At 58.7% G+C, this 24,082-nt stretch carries 15 protein-coding genes, 1 tRNA gene and 1 pseudogene; 11 read left to right on the top strand and 6 right to left on the bottom strand.

Translation table 11 applies throughout. The features are described 5' to 3' along the window. A complete protein-coding gene (locus tag DSM100238_RS05540) occupies positions 1–1,023 on the bottom strand; it encodes a LacI family DNA-binding transcriptional regulator (protein WP_152355691.1) in 1,023 nt (340 codons plus the stop codon). A gap of 348 nt (positions 1,024–1,371) precedes the next feature. On the opposite strand from DSM100238_RS05540, the gene phoA reads away from it, so the two are divergent. From phoA to DSM100238_RS05500, 9 genes are all read left to right on the top strand, one after another. Beyond that, positions 1,372–3,384 (top strand): alkaline phosphatase, encoded by a 2,013-nt coding sequence (phoA, locus tag DSM100238_RS05535; RefSeq protein ID WP_152355716.1) that lies wholly within the window; start codon positions 1,372–1,374, stop codon positions 3,382–3,384. Positions 3,385–3,938: 554 nt separating this feature from the next. Further along, positions 3,939–5,828 carry a molecular chaperone DnaK gene (dnaK, locus tag DSM100238_RS05530; protein ID WP_152355690.1) on the top strand — a complete coding sequence of 630 codons (1,890 nt, stop codon included), beginning with the start codon at positions 3,939–3,941 and terminating at the stop codon, positions 5,826–5,828. Next, complete coding sequence (gene grpE, locus DSM100238_RS05525) at positions 5,828–6,610, top strand: nucleotide exchange factor GrpE (RefSeq protein WP_152355689.1); 783 nt, start codon at positions 5,828–5,830, stop codon at positions 6,608–6,610. Before dnaK ends, grpE begins: the two co-directional genes overlap by 1 nt. 249 nt (positions 6,611–6,859) lie before the next feature. Further along, positions 6,860–7,876, top strand: a complete 1,017-nt coding sequence (locus tag DSM100238_RS05520) for a DnaJ C-terminal domain-containing protein (RefSeq protein WP_152355688.1) — start codon at positions 6,860–6,862, stop codon at positions 7,874–7,876. A 323-nt stretch (positions 7,877–8,199) separates the two neighbouring features. Beyond that, positions 8,200–8,754, top strand: coding sequence for a heat shock protein transcriptional repressor HspR (locus DSM100238_RS05515; protein WP_152355687.1), 555 nt, complete (start codon positions 8,200–8,202; stop codon positions 8,752–8,754). Positions 8,755–9,420: 666 nt separating this feature from the next. Beyond that, complete coding sequence (locus tag DSM100238_RS05510) at positions 9,421–10,125, top strand: HAD family hydrolase (RefSeq protein ID WP_152355686.1); 705 nt, start codon at positions 9,421–9,423, stop codon at positions 10,123–10,125. A gap of 101 nt (positions 10,126–10,226) precedes the next feature. Next, positions 10,227–11,042, top strand: coding sequence for an MgtC/SapB family protein (locus DSM100238_RS05505; protein WP_240812365.1), 816 nt, complete (start codon positions 10,227–10,229; stop codon positions 11,040–11,042). Positions 11,043–11,542: 500 nt separating this feature from the next. Then, complete coding sequence (locus DSM100238_RS09345; RefSeq protein WP_167511061.1) at positions 11,543–11,911, top strand: helix-turn-helix domain-containing protein; 369 nt, start codon at positions 11,543–11,545, stop codon at positions 11,909–11,911. Positions 11,912–12,131: 220 nt separating this feature from the next. Next, on the top strand, positions 12,132–12,686 hold the full coding sequence (locus tag DSM100238_RS05500) for a hypothetical protein (RefSeq protein WP_152355685.1): 555 nt from the start codon (positions 12,132–12,134) through the stop codon (positions 12,684–12,686). A 562-nt stretch (positions 12,687–13,248) separates the two neighbouring features. On the opposite strand, the gene DSM100238_RS05490 is transcribed toward DSM100238_RS05500, so the two are convergent. From DSM100238_RS05490 to DSM100238_RS05475, 4 genes and pseudogenes are all read right to left on the bottom strand, one after another. Next, a tRNA-Ala gene (locus tag DSM100238_RS05490) sits at positions 13,249–13,321 on the bottom strand. A gap of 427 nt (positions 13,322–13,748) precedes the next feature. Beyond that, positions 13,749–14,408, bottom strand: a pseudogene (locus tag DSM100238_RS05485) (DedA family protein); the annotation flags it as partial. A 193-nt stretch (positions 14,409–14,601) separates the two neighbouring features. Then, positions 14,602–17,118, bottom strand: coding sequence for an EAL domain-containing protein (locus DSM100238_RS05480; RefSeq protein ID WP_167511060.1), 2,517 nt, complete (start codon positions 17,116–17,118; stop codon positions 14,602–14,604). A 101-nt stretch (positions 17,119–17,219) separates the two neighbouring features. Beyond that, positions 17,220–18,512, bottom strand: coding sequence for a chitinase (locus DSM100238_RS05475; protein WP_152355682.1), 1,293 nt, complete (start codon positions 18,510–18,512; stop codon positions 17,220–17,222). 332 nt (positions 18,513–18,844) lie between these two features. On the opposite strand from DSM100238_RS05475, the gene DSM100238_RS05470 reads away from it, so the two are divergent. Further along, a complete protein-coding gene (locus tag DSM100238_RS05470) occupies positions 18,845–21,091 on the top strand; it encodes a glycosyltransferase family 2 protein (protein WP_152355681.1) in 2,247 nt (748 codons plus the stop codon). A 123-nt stretch (positions 21,092–21,214) separates the two neighbouring features. On the opposite strand, the gene DSM100238_RS05465 is transcribed toward DSM100238_RS05470, so the two are convergent. After that, positions 21,215–22,966: a dolichyl-phosphate-mannose--protein mannosyltransferase gene (locus DSM100238_RS05465; RefSeq protein WP_240812364.1), complete on the bottom strand. Its 1,752-nt coding sequence runs from the start codon at positions 22,964–22,966 to the stop codon at positions 21,215–21,217. Positions 22,967–23,058: 92 nt separating this feature from the next. Between DSM100238_RS05465 and rsmI the strand changes: the two genes are divergently transcribed. Beyond that, positions 23,059–23,988: a 16S rRNA (cytidine(1402)-2'-O)-methyltransferase gene (gene rsmI, locus DSM100238_RS05460; protein ID WP_240812363.1), complete on the top strand. Its 930-nt coding sequence runs from the start codon at positions 23,059–23,061 to the stop codon at positions 23,986–23,988. Positions 23,989–24,082: the final 94 nt, after the last annotated feature.

Below are 24,082 nucleotides of genomic sequence, written 5' to 3'. Positions count from 1 at the left end.
CTACTGTTTGAACACGGCGTCCGATCCGCGCAGCACCAGCTGGGGTTGGATGATTTCGTGCGGGTTGTCCAGCGGCTTATCAGCGATGAGTTTCAGCGCCTTGATGGCGGCGTTCCGGCCCATATCGCGCGGATCTTGCCGCATGGTGGTCAGATTGATCGTATCGGCGTATGGACTGTCGTCGAAGCCGATAATCGAGTAATCCCTTGGGGTGGTATGACCGTACCGTTCGAGTTTGAGCACCAGCGGAATGGCCATCATATCCATCTGGCAGCAGATGGCGTCCGGAAATTCGTCGAGCGCCAGCAACGCCGTCAGTGCGGAGTCGGCGAATGCACGGCCGCGGGGGACGGACAATACCTGCCATTGCAGGTCGTGATTATGTTCCGCCGCCTTGCAGGCGCGCACGAACCCGCGGCCGCGGTCGTCGATACTCGATGTGATGCCTTCGGCGGGCTCCGAGCAGGTGTACACGATATGGCGGTGACCGAGATTGATCAGATGCTGAGCCGCCATGAACATGCCCTCTTCGTCGTTGATACTGACGGAGGCGTCAAAATTCGAGGTGGATGGCGTGTTGATGCCGATAATCGGGACATGGATGCGTTCGAGCTGTTCGACTTCGTAAGAATCGATGGCGAAAGAGTTAACGAATACGGCGTCGACATTGCGGCGGACAGGCAAGGTGGTGAAGAACTCCTTGCGGTTTTCGGCGGTGTCGATGTGTTGGAACAGGGAGATGTCATACCCCGCATCGTGAAGGATGTCGTTGATGCCGGCGAAGACTTCGGTGTTGAACCAGCTGGTGATCTCCTCGTTCATCAGAAGCGCGACACGGTATGCCTGACCGGTTTTCAGCGAAGTGGCGGAGCGAGAGATGTTGAAATCCAGCCTGTCCGCAGCGAAGAGCACTTTTCGCCGGGTTTTCTCGGATACAAGTTCTGGGCGAGTGAAGGCCCGCGAAACCGTTGAGATGGATACTCCCGCCACTCTGGCGACATCTCGAATGCCAGCCTTTGTCATTCCTGCCCCTTTGCTTCGTGCGCTTGCCATCAAGATTCAACGCTGATTCCGTCTTGACAGTATACAGCTGTTTCATAAAATTTGCAAACGTTGTCAAGCTTCGCTGGCGATGGTTGCGCAACCATGATTCCGCGTATCGACCAAGAGCGCGAATTTTCTGAGAATTCACCAAGAGTTGGACTGCCCTTCGGCTGTGCGAACGTTGCCCGATGCTTTGACGTCATAGCGTGCAAACGGAACGAAAACCGACTCAACAACCACATGGTTCGCAGGCGAACGAACAGGGGCCTGCCTCGGTTTTCGTCGAGGAAAGGAAAAGAAGTGAAGCAACCAATTCGATCAAAGATCATGGCGGGCGTCTCGGCTCTTATGGCCGGCGCCGTCTGCGTGGCTCTGGCTCCCGGCGCGCTCGCCGCGGGAACCCCGAGCCTTGCAACCTTGAGCAGCCATGGCGGCGCTCAGCGCATCGCCAACACGCCGGCAACCGGCAAGGCGAAGAATGTAATCCTGTTCATTGGCGACGGTATGGGTGACTCCGAAATCACCGTTGCCCGCGACTACCTGTATGGTCCCGGCGGCACGCTTGAAGGCATCGACAAAATCGGTCAAGCCGGTGCCACCAGCGCAAAGGAAACCGGCGTCGGACAATACACGACCTACGCTGCGGGCGATGGCTCGGGAGACCGTCGCCAGCAAATCACGGCGGTGACGGATTCCGCCGCTTCCGGTTCTGCATGGGCGACCGGTACCAAGACCTATAACAACGCGGTTTCCGTGGACAACAGCTTCAACCCGCAGATGAACCTCATCGAGCTGGCCAAAGCCAAGGGGCTGGCGACCGGTAATGTGACCACCGCGGAAATCCAGGACGCCACCCCGGCAGTGATGGAATCCCACTCCACCCAACGCTCCTGCTACGGGCCGCAGGGCAAGACCGACGGCAGCTCCGACGATTCCGCCAAGCGTTGCGATGTCGCCCAGCTCAAGCAGAACGGCGGCATCGGTTCCATCTCCGAGCAGTTGCTCGACACGCGTGCCGATGTGACGCTCGGCGGCGGCAACAAGTACTTCAACCAGACCGCCCAGGCCGGTGAGTACAAGGGCATGACGCTGAAGGAACAGGCGAAGACCCGCGGATACCAGTACTTCGAAGATCCGGCTCAACTGAGCTCGTTGAAGGAAGCGAACCAGGATTCGCCAGTGCTCGGCCTGTTCTCCTCCGGGAATATGCCTACCCAATACAACGAGTCCACGCCGTACGATTACGATACCGCCGTCAAGATGTCGCTCGCCGGACAGAAGGACGGCAATCAGAGCCTCGTCACCTGCACCCAGAACTCCGAATGGCTCGGCAACAAGGGAGCCTCGCTGGCTGATATGACCGACAAGGCGATCGACCTGCTGTCTTCGAACAAGAACGGCAAGGAAAACGGCTACTTCCTGCAGGTCGAGGGCGCTTCCATCGACAAGCAGGACCACAACGCCAACGCCTGCGGCCAAATCGGTGAAACCGACGACCTCGACAAGGCCATCGCAGCAGCGCTGAAGAAGGTCGACCTGTCCAACACGCTGATCATTGTGACCGCTGACCACGCGCACACGAGCCAAATCGTCTCTTGGCCGACATACTACGGCTTGACCACCCCGCTGCGTTCCGCCGACGGCTCTGCGCTGTATGTAGCCTACGCGACGTCCTCCTCGCCGATGGATAAGGGCGGTTCGATGAGCCACACCGGCACCCAGCTGCGCATCGCGGCTTCCGGCCCCGGCGCATCGCGCGTCAACGGCTTGACCGACCAGACCGACAACTTCTTCACCATCGCCAAGACGCTCGGATTGGCCAGCTCGACCCAGGAAATCAACGCGCTGTCCTCCAACGCCAAGGTTTCCGTCAAGGACGGCGTGGCCAAGGTCACCGGGTTCAACGGCGATGCAGTGCTCGGCTACCAGCTGCAAGACACGGAGACCGGTGCCGTGCTCGCCTCGTCGAACGATGACACCCCGGTCTCCGGCGTGCGCGTCGCCACCGGTGAGACCACGACCATCGACTTCAATGGTGTCAAGGGCTTCGACCCGAGCACATCGACCTACACGCTGACCGTCACCGGCAAACAGTCCGGCACGAAAGTCGCGACTGAGTTCGGCCTCACCGGCAACGGTGCAAGCAACGTGGTGGTCGCGCCGAAGACTGGCGACAAGGCTGGCGACAAGGCCCAGCAAGCCGGGTTGGCCGGTGCCCTGGTGGGCGCCCTCGGCCAAACCGGTACCCGCATCCTCGGCACGGTGATGGTGGCGCTTGCACTCGCCGTCGCCGGTGGTTTGCTCGCCGCATGGCGCCGCGGCATGTTCGCTCGGAAGTAAGCCCCGCGGCGGTGTCAGCGGTGGTGCCGCCAAAGGGCTCCGGCGAATGCCGCGATAACTGAATAGGGAGTCCCCGCATGTCCTTTGGTGTGCTGTGGCTGCTGCCGCTGCCCCGGAGGGCATTCGGGTCGGCCGATTGGCTGGACTGGCCTCTCGCGGGTCGGGTTTGGCGAGTACGGCAGGCTCGAAACCATCCGGATGCCCTTGTCGGGGCTCCGTGGGGAATCTCCGAATCCTTCTTCTAAATTCCTAGTGTGTGACGTCCTTCGGGGCGGACAACGCCGGCAGGTCCGCGGTTTCGCGGTCGGCCGGCGTTTGTTGTTAGGGGGAGCTGGTCTGGCCCGTTTCAGGCATGCGTGTTTTGGCTTGCTGACGGCATCGGCGTGGCTCGCTTGCATGGGCGGAAAAAATTTTCGTGACATGTGGGAATAAAAGTTGACCATTCAAAGTTGAGTGATGTAGGCTCAAGTTTTGGAAGCATCCAAGGTGCGGTCTTCGGACGGCGCCACTTGGGCAAAGACGTAGACAACATAGGCAACAATAAAGGAGAACATATGGGACGCGCAGTTGGTATCGATTTGGGTACGACAAACTCCTGCATCGCAACGCTGGAAGGCGGCGAACCCACCGTTATCGAAAACGCGGAAGGCGCACGCACCACCCCGTCGGTGGTGGCCTTCAGCAAGTCCGGCGAAATCCTGGTCGGCGAAGTCGCCAAGCGCCAGGCCGTCACCAATGTTGACCGCACCATCAGCTCCGTCAAGCGCCACATGGGCACTGACTGGTCGGTCGAAATCGACGGCAAGAAGTGGACTCCGCAGGAGATTTCCGCACAGATCCTGATGAAGCTCAAGAGGGACGCCGAACAGAAGCTCGGCGAGCCCGTCACCGACGCCGTCATCACCTGCCCGGCATACTTCAACGACGCCCAGCGCCAGGCCACCAAGGACGCCGGCAAGATCGCAGGCCTCAACGTGTTGCGTATCATCAACGAGCCGACCGCAGCCGCACTGGCATACGGCCTTGAAAAGGGCAAGGAAGACGAGCGCATCCTGGTCTTCGACCTCGGCGGCGGCACCTTCGATGTCTCCCTGCTGGAAATCGGCAAGGACGACGACGGCTTCTCCACCATCCAGGTGCAGGCCACGAACGGCGATAACCACCTCGGCGGCGATGATTGGGATCAGAAGATCATCGATTGGCTTGTCGGCGAAGTCAAGAACAAGTACGGCGTCGACCTGAGCAAGGACAAGATCGCCCTGCAGCGGTTGAAGGAAGCCGCGGAACAGGCGAAGAAGGAACTGTCCAGCGCCACCAGCACGCAGATTTCCATGCAGTACCTGGCCATGACGCCTGACGGCACCCCGGTTCACCTCGACGAGACGCTCACCCGCGCACACTTCGAGGAAATGACCTCCGACCTGCTCAACCGCTGCCGCACGCCGTTCAACAACGTGCTGTCCGACGCGGGCATCTCCGTGAGCGACATCAACCATGTCGTGCTCGTCGGCGGTTCCACCCGTATGCCGGCGGTCAAGGAGCTCGTCAAGGAGCTCACCGGCGGCAAGGAAGCGAACCAGTCCGTCAACCCGGATGAGGTCGTCGCAGTCGGCGCAGCCGTCCAGTCCGGCGTCATCAAGGGCGACCGCAAGGACGTCCTGCTGATCGATGTGACCCCGCTGAGCCTCGGTATCGAGACCAAGGGCGGCATCATGACCAAGCTCATCGACCGCAACACCGCCATCCCGACCAAGCGCTCCGAGATCTTCTCCACCGCTGAGGACAACCAGCCGAGCGTGCTCATCCAGGTCTATCAGGGCGAGCGTGAATTCGCCCGTGACAACAAGCCGCTGGGCACCTTCGAGCTGACCGGCATCGCTCCGGCTCCGCGTGGCGTTCCGCAGATCGAGGTCACCTTCGATATCGACGCCAACGGTATCGTGCACGTGTCCGCCAAGGACAAGGGCACCGGCAAGGAGCAGTCCATGACCATCACCGGCGGATCCGCCCTGCCGAAGGACGAGATCGACCGCATGGTCAAGGAAGCCCAAGCCCACGAGGCCGAGGACAAGAAGCGCAAGGAAGAGGCCGAGACCCGCAATCAGGCCGAATCCTTCGCCTACTCCACCGAGAAGCTCGTCAACGACAACAAGGCCAAGCTGTCCGACGACGTGGTCAAGGAAGTCACCGAGAAAGTCAACGCCCTGAAGGAAGCCCTGAAGGGTGACGACATCGAGAAGGTCAAGACCGCACAGAGCGAGCTGATGACCTCTGCGCAGAAGATCGGTCAGGCGCTGTACGCCCAGCAGGGTGCTGAAGGTGCTGCTGGCGCTGCCGGTGCGGGTGCTGCTGGTCAGGCTTCCGGTGCGGCTTCGTCCTCCGACGACGACGTGGTTGACGCCGAAGTCGTGGACGATGACGACGACAAGAAGGACAACAAGTAATGTCCGACTTCAACAAGGACGATTACCTCAAGGACCTGCCGGATGTCGACTCGCTCAACGGCGAGAACACATCCGGCACGGCCGGAGGGTCGCATGAGCAGAACGCGCCGACGACAGCGGGCGGACAGTCCGCCGACGCCGCCAGCGGCGCCGATCAGCCGCATCACGAGGCATCGGATGCCAACAAGGCGGGCAGTGCAGCGCCGTCAGACGCGAAGCCTGCCACAGCCGCAGACGGCAACAAGCAAGCCGCGCAATCCGCGCAAGCCGATGCACAGCACGCTTCCGCCGATGCAGCTGACAACGGCAAGGACGGCGACGCCGACCATGACAAGGACGGCTCCCTGACCCCCTTGGGCCAGGCAAAGAAGGAAGCCGCCGAATACTTGGAAGCGCTGCAACGAGAGCGGGCGGAGTTCATCAACTACCGCAACCGCATGAACAAAGAGCGCGAACAGAGCCGCCAATACGGCATTGTTGACGTGCTGACCTCGCTGCTGCCGGCATTGGACGATATCGACCGCATCCGTGAACACGGGCAGATGGACGATTCGTTCAAGGCCGTCGCTACCAAGATCGACAAGACCTTCGCCAAATTCGGCGTCGAAAAATTCGGCGAGAAAGGTGAGGATTTCGATCCGACCAAGCATGAGGCGGTCCTGCAGAAGCCGGATCCCGAAGCCAAGAAAGAGACAGTTGACACCGTCGTCGAGGCGGGGTACCGAATCGGCGATCGCGTCGTGAGGGCTGCTCGCGTTGTGGTGTCCATGCCTCAAAGCTGACCTCACGACGGGAACCATACTCCCGTCACCACCAGCCGTCGCGCATTGAGCAGGTGGCGCCATACGCCTCCCAGCAGGTGCGGCGGACGGCCGGAACCACGTTCGCCGGGCCGCGCAAATCCAGTCACGGATGGGCGCGGCCCAGCGGCTACGACAAACGAATACCACGCGTACATCACACGTGGAGAAACAACAGGAGCGCACACGCATTCACGCACCGCGCAGAATCTATGGGGATGGGAGGCATAGATGGCTGAGAATGAATGGCTGAGCAAGGATTTCTACAAGGTCCTCGGTGTCTCCAAGGACGCCAGCGAAGCCGATATCACGAAAGCGTACCGCAAACTGGCGCGCAAATATCACCCTGATTTGAACAAGACCAAAGAAGCCGAAGAGAAGTTCAAGGACATCTCCGAAGCATACGATGTGCTGAGCAACAAGGATCAGCGTCAGAAATATGATGCGATTCGGCAGTTCGGCATGGGCGGAGCAAGGTTCGCCGGCGGTTCCGGCCAGGGTGGATTCGACACATCCGGGTTCTCGGACATCTTCGGGTCGATGTTCGGAGGCGGTTCCGGCAACGGCGGTACGCATATCCGGTTCTCGACATCCGGCGGCGGCCAGCCGAATATGGACGATATCTTCTCGATGTTCGGCGGCGGCGCTGGTGCAGGTGCCGGCGCGGGATCACCGTTCGGCGGTGCTCGCAGCGAATACCGGGAGACGCCGCGCCCGCAACAGGGGGCGGATCGCAAGTCGAATATCACGCTGACGTTCCGCCAAGCGGTCAAGGGCGCCACTGTGTCCTTGCGCGTAGACGGCAAACAGTTCAAAACCCATGTACCTGCAGGCGTGGAAGACGGGCAGAAGATCCGCATCCCTGGCAAGGGCAAGTCTGGGCTGTACGGCGGCAAGCCGGGAGACATGTACCTCACCGTTCATGTCAAGGCAGATCCGAAGTTCTCGCTGCGTGGACACGACATCGTCATGGATCTGCCGGTCAGTGTCGGACAGGCGGTATGCGGCGCCAAAGTCAAAGCGACGGATATCGACGGCAACGAGGTGACCTTCAAGGTGCCTGCCGGCTCATCCAGCGGCGAGGAAATCAGGCTTGACGGTCATGGCGTCCCTGGACGCGACGGCGATCTGGTCGCCCGCGTGCAGATCCGGGTGCCGTCGAAACCGGGTCTGGGCGTCAAACACGCGGCGAAGGAATTCGACTCTGCCACCGGCGACTTCGTGGATCAACTCGCTGGAGAACGCTGACAGGCGTTGATATACGCCCGCTGAGATATGTCGATGCCGCCCGGCGGTGGGCAGAGCCTGCGACCGTGGACGATGGATGAATCGAATGCCATCACGCGCGGAATGCTGCGCATCCAACGTTCGGTTGAGCCTGCACGAACGCGGGCTCAACTCGACAGCGCGGCCGCGTGGTCAAGCTCTGGCACGGCAGCGGCGGCATCGCTCAGATCTGGCAACTAGACACGGCAACGAAATCTGACAGCAGACTGCGTGCTTGCGGGCTCGCTGCGCAACGCATATGCACACGCAACACATATGTACACACACCATCGGGAGGAGGAATCATGGCACGGGTGACACCACAAGTGCGCGCGCTGTATGACATGTGCGCGGTGGCGCTGGTCGAAGGCCGTGCCGACCTCGACGGCGCCGATGATGTGGGGTTCGATATCGACCTGCCGCTGTTCACCGTGGGACATGCCGCACAGCTCGCAGACATTCACCCACAGACGCTCAGGCAATACGACCGGCTGGGTCTGGTCACGCCGGATCGCACAGAAGGCGGCGCCCGTCGCTATTCGCTACGCGATATCCACCGGCTGGTCCAAGCGCAGCGGCTCAGCCAGGACGAGGGCATCAATCTGGCCGGCGTCGCGCGGATTTTGGAACTTGAAGAAGAAAACCGCCAATTGCGCCGACAGATCAAACGGTTGCGCGAACCGGAAGATTCAAGTATCTTCGCAGCTGACGCGGATGGTGGCATCATGCAAGTGAAGCGTTCACGACGTGCCCGTATGTGGCGGCGCGATATTCACGAGGACACCCGTGCATTGCCGTCAAGCGGGACGGATGCGCAACGCTCCACATCGCGGTCCATGGTCATCTGGGGATACCGATAACCCGTGCCCGTATGGAGAAACCGCACGCCGCTGACGCGTCGAATGCCGGTGGTGGTCCCGGCAGTCTAATCTTCATCTCCATTTACCGCATACCCATTCGGGTGTGCGGTTTTTGTTGTGTCTGGGCGGGTGCGCAGGGGGCATCGGGCATGTAGTGCGTTGGCGGGCAGGAGAAGAAGTCCCGGATGGTTTCGGGAGATTGTCTTGAGATGGGCTGGTGGGTGATGAAGTCTCGGTTTGACGTGGGAGTTTGTGCCGTCATGGGCTGGTGGGCGAAGAAGTCCCGGATTTGTGCGGGAGTTTTGTCGCGGATGCGCTGATTCGTCGGTGTTCTCCCGTTTTGGGTTTCTGGGGTGTTTTTCTTGAATCGCGGATTTCCAACGTTCTTGTTGGGAGTTTGTCCGCGGGATGGCCGATTCCCTGCAATCTCCCGCGCTCGATATGGGAGTTTGCGCGAGGATTGGGAAAATCCGCCAGTTCTCCCAGAAGGATTGCGCCTGCAAGGCTTTGTGGGGCTGCCGGCCATGCCGATGGCTCCTGCGCGCCATGACAGCTTAACCGAACCAGCTTCTACGTGCCTTATGAGAAGATGACGACGGTGGACCGCCCGGGCGCTGTCCCGCAGACGGCCGCGCATCGGCATGACTTTCCACAAGTGAGGCAGATATGTTGCAAGCAGTGTTCTGGGATATGGACGGCACACTTATCGACTCAGAACCCTATTGGCATGAATCCGAACTGCGTCTCGCTGCGGCCCACGGCGGCTACTGGGACGAGGACCTCGCCTGGCAAGGCTCCGGCACCCCGGTGCCCCAGGTCGCCCGGCAGATGATCGAACGCGGCACGGCATTGACCGTCGAGGAAATCTCCCAAGGCATGGTCGATTATGTTGCGCAGCAGGAGCGTTTGCGCATGCCCTGGATTCCAGGTGTGTTGGACGTACTGCGCTCGCTGGCTGCCGCGCGGATTCCGTCGGTGCTGGTGACGACATCGCCACGCAATCTTGCACAGAACTTGGTCGACCAAGCGCCGGACGGTGTGTTCGTCGGCTATATTTGCGGGGACGATGATGTTGCGAAGAAGCCTGATCCCGCGCCATATCTTGCGGCAGGCAAGTTGCTCGGCATCGAGCCGGATATGATGCCGTATTGCGTTGCCGTCGAGGATTCGATAAGCGGCCTGCGCTCCGCGTCGGGTTCCGGCGCGACTACGATCGCCCAGACCGGTTACATGCGCGCCGACACGTCCCATGGGCCGCAATACGCGTCGATACGTGGTTACGAGGGAATCACCGCCGAGACGTTCGATCAGTTCGTGAGACAACGCGTGGCAGGGGAGTCCGGGGCGGGAGCGTCTGCTGCGCGGCGGTAGGGTGCCGCCGCTTGTATCCTTGCATTTTCGGTTGCCGGGCACATTGGTGACGGCATTGCCTGGCGTCGTCGTAGGAAGCCCGGGCGGAATCCAATGGAACCATGAGCGCTTTCACCGTTCAGCGACTCGAACCCGCGATCGCGATTATGGAGCGCTGTGTCTTCCAGTGCGGCCGCGCTAGGCTTGGAATCAGCAGGCTCGTTGAATCATGTGGAGGCGCTGGTATGCGTGTGGTGCCGTTGTCGTGGATGGATGTCGTCGCTGTTGTGGCGGCGTTGGTACTGTGCGGGCTGATCGGCTTCGAACGGGAGGCCCGTCGCAAAGATGCGGGAATCCGCACGCATATTCTGGTCGGTGTGGGCAGCTGCCTGTTCACCATGGTGTCGATTGAGGGTGTTCCGGCGGTTGTCGGTGCTTCGGTCACGTGGGACGCCTCGCGTATTGCGGCGCAAGTGGTCACAGGTATCGGATTCCTTGGCGCAGGCGTGATTTTCTTCAACCACGATACGGTCCGCGGATTGACGACCGCATGCGCGATATGGATCGCAGCCGCTGTAGGTATGGCGTGCGGGGCAGGCATGTTCCCGTTGGCGCTGCTGATTACCGGACTGTATTTTGTCGTGGTGTTGGCGATCGCTCCCTTCGTGGTGTGGGTACTGAAACGAGATCGCGACTACGTTATTCGCGTGACATATCAGGATGGCAAGGGTGCATTGCGTCAGGCGTTGTTGCTTGCTGCCCGGCACGGGTTTGAAACGCAGGTTGTTTCCACGCATGATGTCGATGGGGATACGTGGCAGGGCGCTGCGGTCGAATTGCGACTTGCGGGCAATACCAGCGATTTGCATGATTGCATCGGTGATATCGCGCAGATTGATGGCGTGCGTGATATCGATGTCCTCTCCCGCGACGACTGATGCCGCTACTGCGATTGGTTAATCAATCTGCTCATCAATCAATCTGCTCATCAATCAATCGGTCAATCGATTCATCAATCGATAATCCCCAAGAGCCAACGCCCTCCCCTCACAAACTGTTGACGCTGGTCGGCCATCCCGCGTAGCTGGTTTGTGTGGTGGTACAAACCGTTGACGCTGGTCGGGCGTTCCGTGTGGCTGGTTTGTGTGGTGGTGCAAACTGTTGACGCTAACTGGCCATTCCACGTAACCAGTTTGTAGGAGAGGTCAGTTTGAAGGATGACCGGTCTGCGGGAGAGTAGCAGCGGGCGCACGCATTGCTGAAACGCCGGACATTCGTGTTGACCGATAATCCCGATGACCCTATTGGGCGGCCATCGTGCACGCATTTCGGCGATAACCCTGATAACCCATAACTGCGACGGTTGCCCCCAGAACCCCGCTATCGACTCACAAGGTAAAGAAAAACCCTCCTGCGGTGGAATGCAGGAGGATTTTTCGTGGAGCTATCGCAAACCTACTCGAAGAATTATCTAATAGTTGCAAAATACATTAAAGAATATCATGCTACCCCTGTAAATACTAACGTAGATCCATTCATCACAGATTTATCCTACGACCCCCAATTCTATCGTAAAATCCGTTGCTCAGTAACAAAAACTCTCTCAGAGGTGGAAAGTCGAACAATCATCGTGAAATATCAGCAGGGCAAATCTACCTACGAGTTAGCATGGGAATTTGGCTGCCATAGAGCGACTATTAGCAGAGTTTTAAAAGACAACGGAATTGAAGCCACGAATCAATGCGCCAAGAAGAAAGTCCTCGCCGAGATGATTATGCAGATGTACTCAGAATGGTATAAACCGTAGGAAATAGGGGGAAGTGCTTGGAGTGAGCGCCGACACCGTCAGACGTATCTTACATGACAAGAATGTCTATACCCGCAAGAGCTGGGAGTTTCCGAAAAGTAGAATGATATACAATATACGAGTTATTGGGAGAACGCTTCTCCGCGGTGTCATTGCTCATGTACGCCTGCATTGATACCAAGTATTAAATGGCGACAGGGTTACAAAGGAGTAATCAAACATGGAAACTATCAGATTAAACGATCTACTCCAATTAACGAGGGAAGAAATTGACAGAACAAAAATCCGTTTCATGGTGCCCAAGAGTGATATTGGTTTCAACCCGAACGCCGACGCCGAAGATCCATCCAAACAAGATGAGATTAACCTTACTGCTCTTGTACATAACGAGAAAAAAATCTTTTTCAAAGATGGAGTTATCGCAATAGGTTTCATTCGAATCCGCGACGATTATTGGCTAATGACCGGAATTGTCAAAGTCATAAAAGACAATGGCCAATCTCAACCAGCGACAGCTGAGTATTTGACCAAGAAGTACAACTTCAGATTGGTTGTAAGATTTCATAAGAAGTCTCAGAATGGCGTTCGTTTAGCGAAGGGTATCATCGATGATCTTGAAGTTATCGAAGTCTGGAACTCAGACAAGACCCTGAACGATACAACCTTCCCTGGATATAAGAACGTATCCGTGGGTTACCGCGAATTAAAGAAAAACTTGAATCTGAATCCTCAGAATGGCGCACGGCCTTACGCTGTCGCAAAGGCATTTACCTAATTACAGATAAAAATACCGGAAAGCTCTATGTCGGCTCAGCATATGGAGCAAATGGTATTCTGGGGCGCTGGGAAACTTACATAAAGAGCGGCTACGATAAAGACGAAGTCGAAAACGGCAAATATCCGAACAAAAAGCTATGGGAGCTAGTAAACGAAAAGGGGCTCCCATATATTCAAGACAATTTCCAATACTCCATCCTCGAAACCTTCACTGATGATGTTTCCAAAGAGGATATAATTGCAAGGGAATCTTGGTGGAAAGAAGCCCTGCAAAGTAGGAAATTTGGATACAATGCCAACTAAAGCATGTATCGCTTGGCCGGCTCATTCTTACTCGCCATATCCTTCACAATACTAATAATCCCTTAACCGCTGAGTGGGTCGTGTGCGTCGGTGGAGGGTTGTGGTTCTGTTTCTGCCGACGCTAACGGTGCTGTCAGTGTCGGCAGAGGGTCCTGACGATGCTGAGGGACGAGTCAGCGTCGGTTGAGGATTTGGCGCGATCGTGCCGGATTGATAAAGAAAAACCCTCCTGCGGTGGAATGCAGGAGGGTTTTTCGTGGAGCTGATGGTAATCGAAACCACGACCTCTTCGATGCGAACGAAGCGCTCTACCAACTGAGCTACAGCCCCGTGTCTGGTGATTGCTCATCGAGACAACTCACCAAAGTCTAGTACAAGATACCGCCAAACGCAATCCGATATGGTGCCATAGGCGTGTTGCATCTGATGTGTCTGGTCGTCATCTTCAATGCGTCGGCGGCAATGCATCAGCCGCAATGTATTGAAGATCGGCCACCGATACGCCTACGCCGATTGGGGCGGCGGGTCAGTTGTGCGGTGTCGCCTCAGACAGGTCGGCGGCATCCTTGACGGTAGCCGCAGCGATGGCCTGCGCGCTCAACACATCTGCCCCAGACAAATCGTTGGGAAGCATCCCCGCGTTCTTGACCGTGGCGGCCGCAACATTCGCATTATCCGCTGCGGCCTCATCGGCGACGCCGGCAACCTCGCTAGGAGCGGTATCGGCCGCATGCCTGGCCGGTTCGGCTGCACGCCCGCGCCGCTTGCCGGTCTTCGCCTTGACCAGCCCCACGAAGGTCGGGGTCAGCGAAATCAGCAGAATCGCCACAATCACCAGCTCGAAATTGTCTTGTACGACCGGAATGCCGCCAAAGAAGTACCCGAGCAGCGTGAACAGGGTCGACCATGTCAGTCCGCCCAACACGGAGAACGGCGTGAATCGACGCCACTTCATGCCGGAAATGCCGGAGATGAAGGGCATGAAGGTGCGGATGAAGGGGAAGAACCGTCCCAGGAACACGGCGAGCGGCCCCCATTTGTCGATCATGCCTTCGGTGCGGGCGAGTCGCTCCGGCGTCATCGCCTTGACTTTGCCGGATTCGATGATCCGCCGGCCGAAGAAATGTCCGATGAAGTAATTGCACTGGTCGCCGATCACCGGCGCCGCCCACACGACGGGCAACAGCAGATTCAACGGCAACGCCGCTTTGCCGGTGGTCGCGTCTGCCGCTGCGAAGCATCCCGCGGCGAACAGCAACGAGTCTCCCGGCAGGAACGGGAAGAACACCACGCCGGTTTCAATGAATACAATCAGGAAAATGAATCCCAGCGTAGGCGCGACGCCCATGGCAATCCAGGATGCGATCGCCGCTCGTGGATCCTTGAGCAGCCGGATCAGAAAATCAATGAACCCCATAATGTCCTTATCGAATGCCGGATGTCACCAGCACGTAGGCTGTTGTCTTCCGTTGGTCGGTTTCGATTGCCGTTCCAGCCTACCGCGTGCACTTGTCTTATGGGGTTCCCGATGCGCAGTTTCACACGATTACCGTAACTGCGTCGCCCCGTGCAATCGTGGGCGACGCACACTCTTGCCGTCGGGGAACGGGTCACAAATCGTAGGACGGTTTGGTGATGTCGTTGCCGTCCGTCTTCTCGCCTGCCCGATCATCGGTCTCCGGGGTTGTGTCGGCAGACGTTGCGGATTGCGGCTCAGGTTCCGGCGCGCCCAAGGCAAGGCCCATGGTTTCCAGTCGCATACGTAGCTCCGGGGCGGCCATGATGCTCGCATAGACATTGCCCTGCGCCTCGTTGCCGTGCACATGATGCAGCAGTTCTGTCTGTTTCACGGTGTTGATACCGCTGAATACGAGGTGGACATGGTCCTCCTTGGCGTATTCAACGGTACGCCCGATGATTTTCATGGCCAGCGGATGCCCGTACCCGTTGACGATGCTCGGGTCGAGTTTGATGACGTTCAGCGGGAGGTTGGCCAGAGCGGAGACCTCGGAATATGTGGTGCCGGCCTGGGTGAGCGCGATGCGCACATTGCTCATGGAAGTCAGTCCCGCCAGATCGTCGTCGAATTGCACTTGTGCGGTATTGAGCACCGCTTCGCCGAATTGCAGGCAGATCGTGATGTCCGGATGGTTCTTGTTGAGCATTTCGAGGCGCTCATAGAATCTCGAATCATTGAGTTCGCTGCCGTTGAGGGTCAGACACAGGTTGTTTAGGGTCGGCGTGATCTTGCGGAACTCCAGCAGATCTTTGACACCATGATCCAACATACTCAGAGTAAGTTCGCAGCCAAGGTCCAGCCGTTGCGCTTCGGACAGAATGAAGTCGAAGTCCAGCCGGTGGTTGTGGCTGTCGGTAATGCGCGGGAACATCTCGATGGCTTGGATAGTACGATCATCCAAGCGGAAGATGGGCTGATACATCACAGACAGACGATCCTGATGAATGGCGTCACGCAACGCGTCGGACATCGCCAGATGTTCCTCCGTGGATTGGTTCTGATGATGCAGCGGCGTGGTGATATCCGATTCATGGAGCCCCGCGTCAATCAGCAGCTGGGTGGCGCCCTCCTCGGATGTGGCGAAGGACAGCGACGTCACCATGGTGATGGACACCGTTCCCATCTCGGTCTGGATCGGCAGGGATGTGCTGTCGCGCAAACGGTCGGCGAGATTCTCGACATCCTCCGCCTTATCGAAGTTGTTGAGTATGACAGCGAATTCGTTGCCGCTGACCCGGGCGAGGAACGCGCCGTCCGGGATGAGTTCGTTGATGCGAGCCGTGGTGGTTCGCAACACGGAATTGCCCACAAGACGGCCATACCGATCGTTGATGCGCTTGAACTGGTCAATGTTCAGATAAATCACGGCGACGTTGTTGCTGGAGCTTTCGGTTTGCATGCTTCGCAGATTCGCGATGAATGCGGCATACGTATATGCGCCGGTCAGCGGATCGGTTTCGGATTCCGACCGAAGCATACCCACCTCGCGATTCATACGGAGCTCCTCGTTGAGCACTGACGCCGCCGCAGCGAGCACCTCCTCGTCAGAGGGCAGGAACGGTCGGTTGAAGATGCTGCGTTCGAATACGATGGTGTACTGGCTGCCCTGCTCCTTGATGCGTTGCGAATGGCGGTAGGAATGGAACGGCCGTGGAGTCATCTGGTCATCGGTCATCATGATGCAACGGATATTCGGCAGCGATTGGTTGATGATATTCGACAAGGCGTGCTCGGTGTGGGCGCTGGGCAAGGGCAGGGCGTCACTGATGCGCAGCAGGCAGCGCAACGACGCTTCCTCGCGGGCCATGCGTCGCAACGTATAGAAGCTCATCAGAATCAGGGCGTAGACATCCAAGGAAACCGTGAGAATGGAGCGCACAGGCGACTCCGTAATCTTGAGATCCGAATACTGGTAGATCGCCGGAAGCAGAATCGTCACCACAATCGCAGCAAAATCGGCAAAGGACAGGACGATGATCCTGGTGAAGGAATATTCGCCCAAGGATTTTCTGATCGGCACGCCACTGATGAAGAACATGACCATATCGCAGACGAATCGGACCAGCGGCAGCAATGCGGTGGCGATGACCAATGGGAGGAGACAATTGGTGATGATGAGATGCAACGCTTCCGGTCGGGGAATGGAAGAGGTGAATATCTCGTGCAGCAGCTTGGGCGAATCGCCGAGCACAAACCACACCATGGGAATCGGCACGAGGGCGGCGGCGGCGCGGATGCTGCCGATGAACACGTTACGGGCAGACAGAGTCGCGCACACCAAGGTGATGATGATCAGCAAACTGAGCAGGTTGTTGTACCCCTCGGTGATTAGCATCATCGTCACCAACAGCGGGATGGCGGTATGTCTGCTCGCCACGGGTACGGAACTCAATTCGGTGCTGTACGCCATGCAGATCAGGAAGCTGATGGTCACCATGACCAAATCGGTCGGAGTGCGCTCTGCCGCGTACTGCAGCCCCGGCAGATAACCAATGAACACCGCGGCGAGTACAACCGCACATGCGATGGCGAGGATCTTGGTCCGTGTCTGAGGCGTGCGGGCATCGTCTTGATTGAGCCCCAAGGTGCTGTGTTGCTGTGTTGCCATTGTTCCTCTTCTGTCCGTATGGAATCCCACGATACCGATGCCTACATATCCGCCCATGCCGCAAGCGTCATTGTTGCCGCGCTCGCAGTGGCGCGAAGATGTTACGCCGGGCCGATCAGACGCCACGGCGAATCCGTTCCGGACGCCGTGCTGTCCGGGCGCTCGCCGGTGTTGTCTGATATCGCCTCATACAGGTTGCGTTTCCATGTCACCTTGTCGCCTTTGGCGTACTCGGTGGTGTCGTCCCATTGCGGGTATTTGCCGTGGGGAGTAGACCAGGTCGCTGAATTCATGTCGACGATGGTGCCGGGCGAACCCTTGAAACCGGAGCTGAGCAGAGTGGCGAACTCGCCACCGGTCTGTTTGACTCCGCTGCAGGAGGTTTCGACGGCGTCGCTGCTGAAGTTCTCACCGCACTGCTGGTCGCGGTTGAGCGACCACATGGCCAGATGGCCGAGATTCGTCTGCATGGCGAACGTGTTGACTTTCTGGGCGTCATCGAGCGTGAGATATTCGTTGTCGGTGTCATTCTGGCCGATCAGGACCGTAGCGCCCATCATCTCCCAGATTTGTGAGTCGCTGAACAATTTACGTTTCTTGTACAGCAGCTGTTTGTACTGTCGGTGTGCGCTGTTCAGCGCCTGCTTGATGAGGTCGGACTGCGCGCTTGTGCTGGAAGCGACGTTGAAATCCATCGTCATAAGGTTCAGCGTCGAGAGGTTCACCCCGGCGTCGATGAATGCGGATATGGTGTCGAGCCCGGCGTCGGTCAAACCATCGGTGCCTACCGGCAGTGTGAGACTGACGGTTATCGATTGTCCTTTGGCTTGTGCGTCGCTTTGCAAGCCGGCGACTGCTTGCGCGCGTCTGATGGCGCTTTCGCTGTACCCGTCGAGATTGTCGCCTTCGACGTCGAAATCGATTGAAGTGACATGATATCGCGAGATGACGGACTGATACACCTTTTTCAGCGAACTGGCGGTGGAGCATTGCCTGGCGAGTTCGGTATCGTTCTTTCCGCCGAAGCTGATCGTCACGGTGCGATTAGTGCGGAACACATTGGCGATACGGCTGTCGAGATCGAGCTGCGAGGATGCTTCATCGAGGGTGTAGTACCCGCCCCAGCTCGGTGTGCATCCCCCCGACGCTGTGACGAAGCCCAGCACCACGTTGTGGTATGCGTTGCCGACGTCGGATTCGAAGGTGTAGCTCGGCATCGCGGTCACGTCGACATACCCCCCGAACCATGGTTCCGGGAGTTCCTTGGATGCTGTCTTCGTGTAGGCGAGCCACGCCCAGACACCCGTGACGATTAATGTTGCGCAGACCACGGCGATGCCCAGCCTCAGGAATGAGAAGCGGCGTCCGGGGAACAGCGGTTTTCGTGCGCCCATGGCCATTCCTTTCGTGTCGAGCGGCCTTGATGGTGGTTGTGCCGGATTCGGCACCGGCCTGCGCCGAACAGCATCTTTTTCTATCATCGTACCTTGAACCGGTTCGAAATACGGCTTGCCCACGTTGCGGACAGAATCCGGAGCAAGGATGAGAAGGAATGCACGGCACCCCCGTTGACACCCCCGTGACCATGATATGCGGTAGCGTGGAATACGGTTGCGGGAATCCGGGAACAAAATATTCGCGGGCACCGCAAACCGCATACCGGTGCGGGCGTTCACAATCGCCATCAACGACGCATGACTGGAATGAAGACAGGACCTAACAGGTGATGAGGAAAACGGCAGAGCACAAGAGCGCTCGGCAGGGCAGGCAGTGGGGTGCAGAAACCTCGACGCAACCGCTGTCCATCATGCATACGAAACCATCCGGCAGGCGGATTATTCTCGGATACATCGCGATGGTATGCACCGTCATTTCCTATATCGTGTACATGGTCACGATGATTCTCACCATGTTCGTTAACAATCCGGATATCACCCTGCGATTCGTCATCGAAGATGTGCTGTACCTCGTCATCGTCACCACCCTGATTTTCAGCGCCATGGTGTATCTCGTCACCCGTCAGGGCGCCATGAGGCGGTTCCTCACCCACGAACGTGTCCCGCGAGCCATCCTTGACGAGTATTTCTCCCACCAGTACGACAAAGGCATCACCGTGCTGATTCCCTCCTACGTGGAACAGCCGAAAGTCGTGGAGAAAACAATCTGGTCCGCCGCATTGCAGGAATTCCCCGATTTGGCGATTGTGCTGCTGATCGATGACCCGCCGCACCCGAAGAACGACGAGAATCGGAGGATTCTTGAAGCCTGCCGTGCGTTGATGCCGTCGGTGATTGACGAACTGTCCAAGCCTGCCGAACGATTCCGCCAGCACCGCGATGAAGCGGCCGCCACCTTCAAGGACCAGGTGCGGGCCCGCCGCAGCACCATCGCCCGGTGCGCCGACGATTACCGCGCCGCCGTGCGCTGGCTGGACGCGAAAGCCGACTACTGGAACGTCGAGGACCACACGGATGAATTCTTCTGCAACCAAGTGCTGCGCGGTCTCGCACGCGATCTTCGACAAACCGAGGAAGCGCTCAATGACGCGGTGAATCAGCGCGGATTCATCAGCCCGGAACGCATCATCCAGCTGTACAACCGGCTCGTGTGGATCTTCACGGTCAAAGGCTGGTCGTTCGAACGCAAGCAGTACGCTTCCCTGTCGCAGGAAGGCAACAAGGCGATGAACCTCAACTCGTTCATCGGACTTATGGGCCATCATGTCAAACGCGAGGAGACTGCGGACGGTGTCATTCTGCGTGACGTGCGTCCCGGCGAGGTCCCTGATTTCGTGATGCGCGATTCCGAATACGTACTCACGCTCGACGCCGACTCCATGTTGCTGCGCGATTACTGCCTAAGGCTCGTCTACCAGCTTGAGCAGCCAGGCAACGAGCACGTCGCCGTCATCCAGACGCCGTATTCCTCATACCGCGGTGCGCCGACCCGAATCGAGCGCATCGCTGCGGCGACCACGGATATCCAGCATGTGCTGCATCAGGGCATGACCTACTACGACGCGACCTTCTGGGTCGGGGCGAACGCGGTCATCCGCAAGCGGGCGCTTGACGACATCTGCGTGGTGTCCACGGAGGGCAGCCGCACGGTGCGCACATACATCCAGGACCGAACCGTCATCGAGGACACGGAATCCAGCGTGGATCTTGGCTATTACGGATGGCATCTGGTGAACTATCCGGAGCGGCTGAGCTATAGTTCGACGCCGCCCGATTTCGGCTCACTGGTGGTCCAACGGCGTAGATGGGCGAACGGCGGACTGCTGATCATCGGCAAGTTCTTCCGTATCGTGCGTGCACGCCGGCGCCAAGGCAATCCGGTGCGGCTGGGTGAATGGTGCCTGCGCGTCAACTACATGGCATCGATTGCATGGTCAAGCTTCGGCCTGATGTTCCTGCTTGCGTATCCCTTCGACCAGCGGTTGCTCAGCCCTTGGGTGGTGGCGGCCTCACTGCCGTATTTCACCGCTTACGCGAATGATTTGAAAGCCAACGGGTACAAGCGCACCGATATCTTCCGCATCTACGGATTCAATATCGTGCTGCTGACCGTGAATCTCGCGGGTACGCTCAAGTCCATCCAACAGGGGATGACCAACACCAAGATTCCGTTCGTTCGTACGCCAAAAGTCAGCAACCGCACCGCTTCGCCGCCGTTGTATGTCGTCATGCCGTGGCTGATTGTCGTATTCTCGTGCTTCGTGCTGTATGCGGACTATCTGTCCGCAAACTGGGGGAATGCGATTTTCGCCGGTTTCAATGCCGTGGTGACATTGTGGGCGTTGGTGTCGTATATCGGCATCTGGCATTCCATCCAAGACATGGTGGTCGGATTGGTGCGGTGGTTCTTCGTGCCGATCAAACAGCCGAAGACCGGCAAGCCAGACGATTCGTCATGGAAGGATGCGCTGTACTTCGGCGACCGCAAGATGATTTACGAATCCCGGCCGGTGTGAGGCCGGTGTGAGTCCTGGCGGTTGTGAGCCCTGCAAGTCTTCTGCCGGCCCGGCGTTGTGGCTCGCACGCGAGCTGGTATGCCGCACCGGCAGTATCGCCACAATAGGCTCGCGTCTGCGCCGTCAGATCCACGACTTGAACCACATGTGGCTCAACCAGAATTCATACGGAACCGGCATCGCCGTCCAGATCGGGTAGAAGAACGCCGAGACCAGCATGATCGGCACCAATGTGGCAGCCAGCACAATCCGCCAGGTTCCGGTGCTGACACGTTGGCGCACCTGATCGCCGACATAGCAGATCGCGAGAATGATCCACGGCAGAATGACAATCGAGTAGAACGTGAACGTGGTGCGATGCAAGTATTGCGCCCATGGCAGCCAGCCGCCGAGGAAACCTGCGAGCACCGCCCAGATACGCCAGTCACCGTGTTTGACGATGGCGATGATGATGCCGATGATCGCGCACAAAGAGCCGAGCCACCAGATCAGCGGATTGCCCAGTGACGTTACTGCGGAGACACACTGCGAATGCGGTGCCAGCGAGCACAGGCCCGGATGCCCATCAAGCTCTTCCCAGTAGAAGCTGGTCGGACGCACCTGCAACGGCCATGTGAGCGGGTTCGCCTTGTAATCGTGCGGCGAGTCGAGCGTGGTGTGGAACTGCCACATCTCAACGTGGTATTCGACGAAAGACCGCAGCCCTTCTGGCAGCCATGTGACGCCTTGGCCGGGATGGTTGCGAGCCCAATCGTGCATATACGAGTCCGGGTGGATGAACCAGCCGATCCATCCGGCCAGATACGTGCCCGCCCACAGCGGCAGCATATACAGTGCGGTCAGCGGCGCGTCGCACAGCAGGCCAGTGGACAGCCAGCTGCGGTAGCCGGCGCGGTAACGTTCCCGAGCGTCCCAAATCACGCTGATCACGCAGAACGCCGCCATGAAGTAGATGCCGGACCATTTGACGCCGGTCGCCAGGCCGATCAGAATCGCAGCGGCGGCACGATACCAAGAGAACGCGATGACCGGACCGCGTGCATCAAGCAGCATGCTCTGATTGCGTTCGACTGTCTGAACAGATGACGATGCGTCGGCGTTTGTTGCCTCTGTTGCCGTGGCGGCGAGGCGCTTGCGTTGCATCCGGCGTGCGCGACGGGATGTATCCGGCACCCAGTGCGCGTTGCGACGCGCAGCGTCTACAGCATAATGCGCCTGGAGCTTGGCGCGCGCCCAGTCGCGGTGCATGAGCAGTAGATCGAACGCGCCGAGCACGAACACCATGATGAATATGTCAAGCAAACCAGTGCGGCTGAGCGTAATACCCACACCGTCAACAGACATGAGCAGGCCCGCGGATAGCGCGATGGACATATTGTCGAACAATCGCAACGCCACGCGAATCATGATGATGATTGCAAGCGTCCCCGCAATTGCGGTGCTCGCACGCCACGCGAACGTGTTGCCAGCGCCGCCGAACAGTTTCAACCCAAGCGCGATGCACCATTTGCCGATCGGCGGATGCACCACGTATTCTGCGCTGCCCAGCCACCGGTTCGTGTCCCCGTCCGCGAACACGGTGTCGACGGGGAAATCAAGTCCGCCGCGATTCAAGTATTTCGGCCAATTGCGTGGCTCGCCGGTCAGCAGCATGGTCCACGCGTCTTTGACGTAATAGGTTTCGTCGAACACCACGGCACGCGGCTCGCCAAGGCGGATGAATCGCAGCAGACCACCGAACACAGCCACAAGTACCGTCAGCAGCCAGGAAATCAGACGGGGGGCGGCGGCGAGCCGCGCGCGCAAGCGGATCAGGGCGCCGCCGACCTTTGCCGACGGGCGTGTTCGCCCAGAATTCACGGAACTCAACACCATCACTCCCAAAGGTAGAGGATACTGGATATATGACCAGTGACATCGAGGGACGCCAGTCGGCGTCGCAGTCCTTACATGATAGACCCCAACACATGCAATACGATACAAGCGGGGCGGCCAATACCGGCGTGCGTGTCGAAGTGCCCGCCGGAACGGTCGTGCTTGCCGCCACGCCGATCGGCAACGTGGGCGATGCGTCGGCGCGACTGGTGGCTTTGCTGGAGCGCGCGGATATCGTCGCCGCGGAAGACACCCGCCGCCTCTACGACTTGGCGAACCGTCTTGGCGTGCATGTCGGAGGCAAGGTCATCGCCTACCATGACCACAATGAACGCAACAAAGCCGACGGACTGCTCGACAGCGTTGAAGAGGGAGCCACCGTGCTGGTGGTTTCGGACGCCGGGATGCCTACGATCAACGATCCCGGTCTGGCGATTGTGCGTCGAGCCATCGAACGTGGACTGCCGGTGACGTGCGCTCCCGGGCCGAGCGCGGTACTGGATGCGCTCGCGCTGTCAGGCCTGCCGACGGATCGGTTCTGCTATGAGGGTTTCGTGCCTCGCAAACACGCGGAACGTATGCAACGCCTGCGCTCGCTGCGCGCCGAGCAACGCACGATGGTGTTCTACGAGACGCCTCACCGCATCGCTGAGACTATGCCCGACTTGCTGGGGGAGTTCGGACCAGATCGCCGGATGGCGTTGTGCCGCGAACTGACCAAAGACTATGAGCAAATCCGGCGTGGCACGATTGCGCAGATCAAGCAGTCGGTGGACGACGATCCGCCGCGTGGCGAAATCGTATTGGTCATCGAGGGCGCGAGCGATGATGAGGCGCGGGATAGCGCGCCTTCCGCATTGAGCGTGGAGGATCTGGCCGTGTTGTCCATCGACCGTGCACGGGAAGACGGGCTGCGCATCAAAGACGCCATCGCGCAGGTCGTACAGGAACACCCGTTGCCGGACGGATCGCTCGCCAACCGTAAGCAGGTGTATTCGACGGTGCTGGACATGCGTTCCTAGCCTGTGCCGGTCGTGTCGCCACGATAGCGTCGCGCCGTCGTGCCGGCTGTTCGGCTTGTCAATTCGCTGCCAGCGTCCATGTCTGCGTCATGTG

The organism is Bifidobacterium apri (assembly GCF_009299485.1).
GTDB lineage: Bacteria > Actinomycetota > Actinomycetes > Actinomycetales > Bifidobacteriaceae > Bifidobacterium > Bifidobacterium apri.
Note: the sequence above shows the minus strand (reverse complement) of the source record. Positions and strands in the feature narration are given on the sequence as shown.

What these genes read in the sequence shown, in the direction of transcription:
- DSM100238_RS05540 (WP_152355691.1), bottom strand. Translation starts at nt 1,023, where the DNA reads ATGACAAAGGCTGGCATTCGAGATGTCGCCAGAGTGGCGGGAGTATCC.
- DSM100238_RS05505 (WP_240812365.1), top strand. Translation starts at nt 10,227, where the DNA reads ATGAGCGCTTTCACCGTTCAGCGACTCGAACCCGCGATCGCGATTATG.
- DSM100238_RS05510 (WP_152355686.1), top strand. Translation starts at nt 9,421, where the DNA reads ATGTTGCAAGCAGTGTTCTGGGATATGGACGGCACACTTATCGACTCA.
- grpE (WP_152355689.1), top strand. Translation starts at nt 5,828, where the DNA reads ATGTCCGACTTCAACAAGGACGATTACCTCAAGGACCTGCCGGATGTC.
- DSM100238_RS05475 (WP_152355682.1), bottom strand. Translation starts at nt 18,512, where the DNA reads ATGGGCGCACGAAAACCGCTGTTCCCCGGACGCCGCTTCTCATTCCTG.
- DSM100238_RS05480 (WP_167511060.1), bottom strand. Translation starts at nt 17,118, where the DNA reads ATGGCAACACAGCAACACAGCACCTTGGGGCTCAATCAAGACGATGCC.
- dnaK (WP_152355690.1), top strand. Translation starts at nt 3,939, where the DNA reads ATGGGACGCGCAGTTGGTATCGATTTGGGTACGACAAACTCCTGCATC.
- DSM100238_RS05470 (WP_152355681.1), top strand. Translation starts at nt 18,845, where the DNA reads ATGAGGAAAACGGCAGAGCACAAGAGCGCTCGGCAGGGCAGGCAGTGG.
- DSM100238_RS05500 (WP_152355685.1), top strand. Translation starts at nt 12,132, where the DNA reads ATGGAAACTATCAGATTAAACGATCTACTCCAATTAACGAGGGAAGAA.
- rsmI (WP_240812363.1), top strand. Translation starts at nt 23,059, where the DNA reads ATGCAATACGATACAAGCGGGGCGGCCAATACCGGCGTGCGTGTCGAA.
- phoA (WP_152355716.1), top strand. Translation starts at nt 1,372, where the DNA reads ATGGCGGGCGTCTCGGCTCTTATGGCCGGCGCCGTCTGCGTGGCTCTG.
- DSM100238_RS05520 (WP_152355688.1), top strand. Translation starts at nt 6,860, where the DNA reads ATGGCTGAGAATGAATGGCTGAGCAAGGATTTCTACAAGGTCCTCGGT.
- DSM100238_RS05515 (WP_152355687.1), top strand. Translation starts at nt 8,200, where the DNA reads ATGGCACGGGTGACACCACAAGTGCGCGCGCTGTATGACATGTGCGCG.
- DSM100238_RS05465 (WP_240812364.1), bottom strand. Translation starts at nt 22,966, where the DNA reads ATGGTGTTGAGTTCCGTGAATTCTGGGCGAACACGCCCGTCGGCAAAG.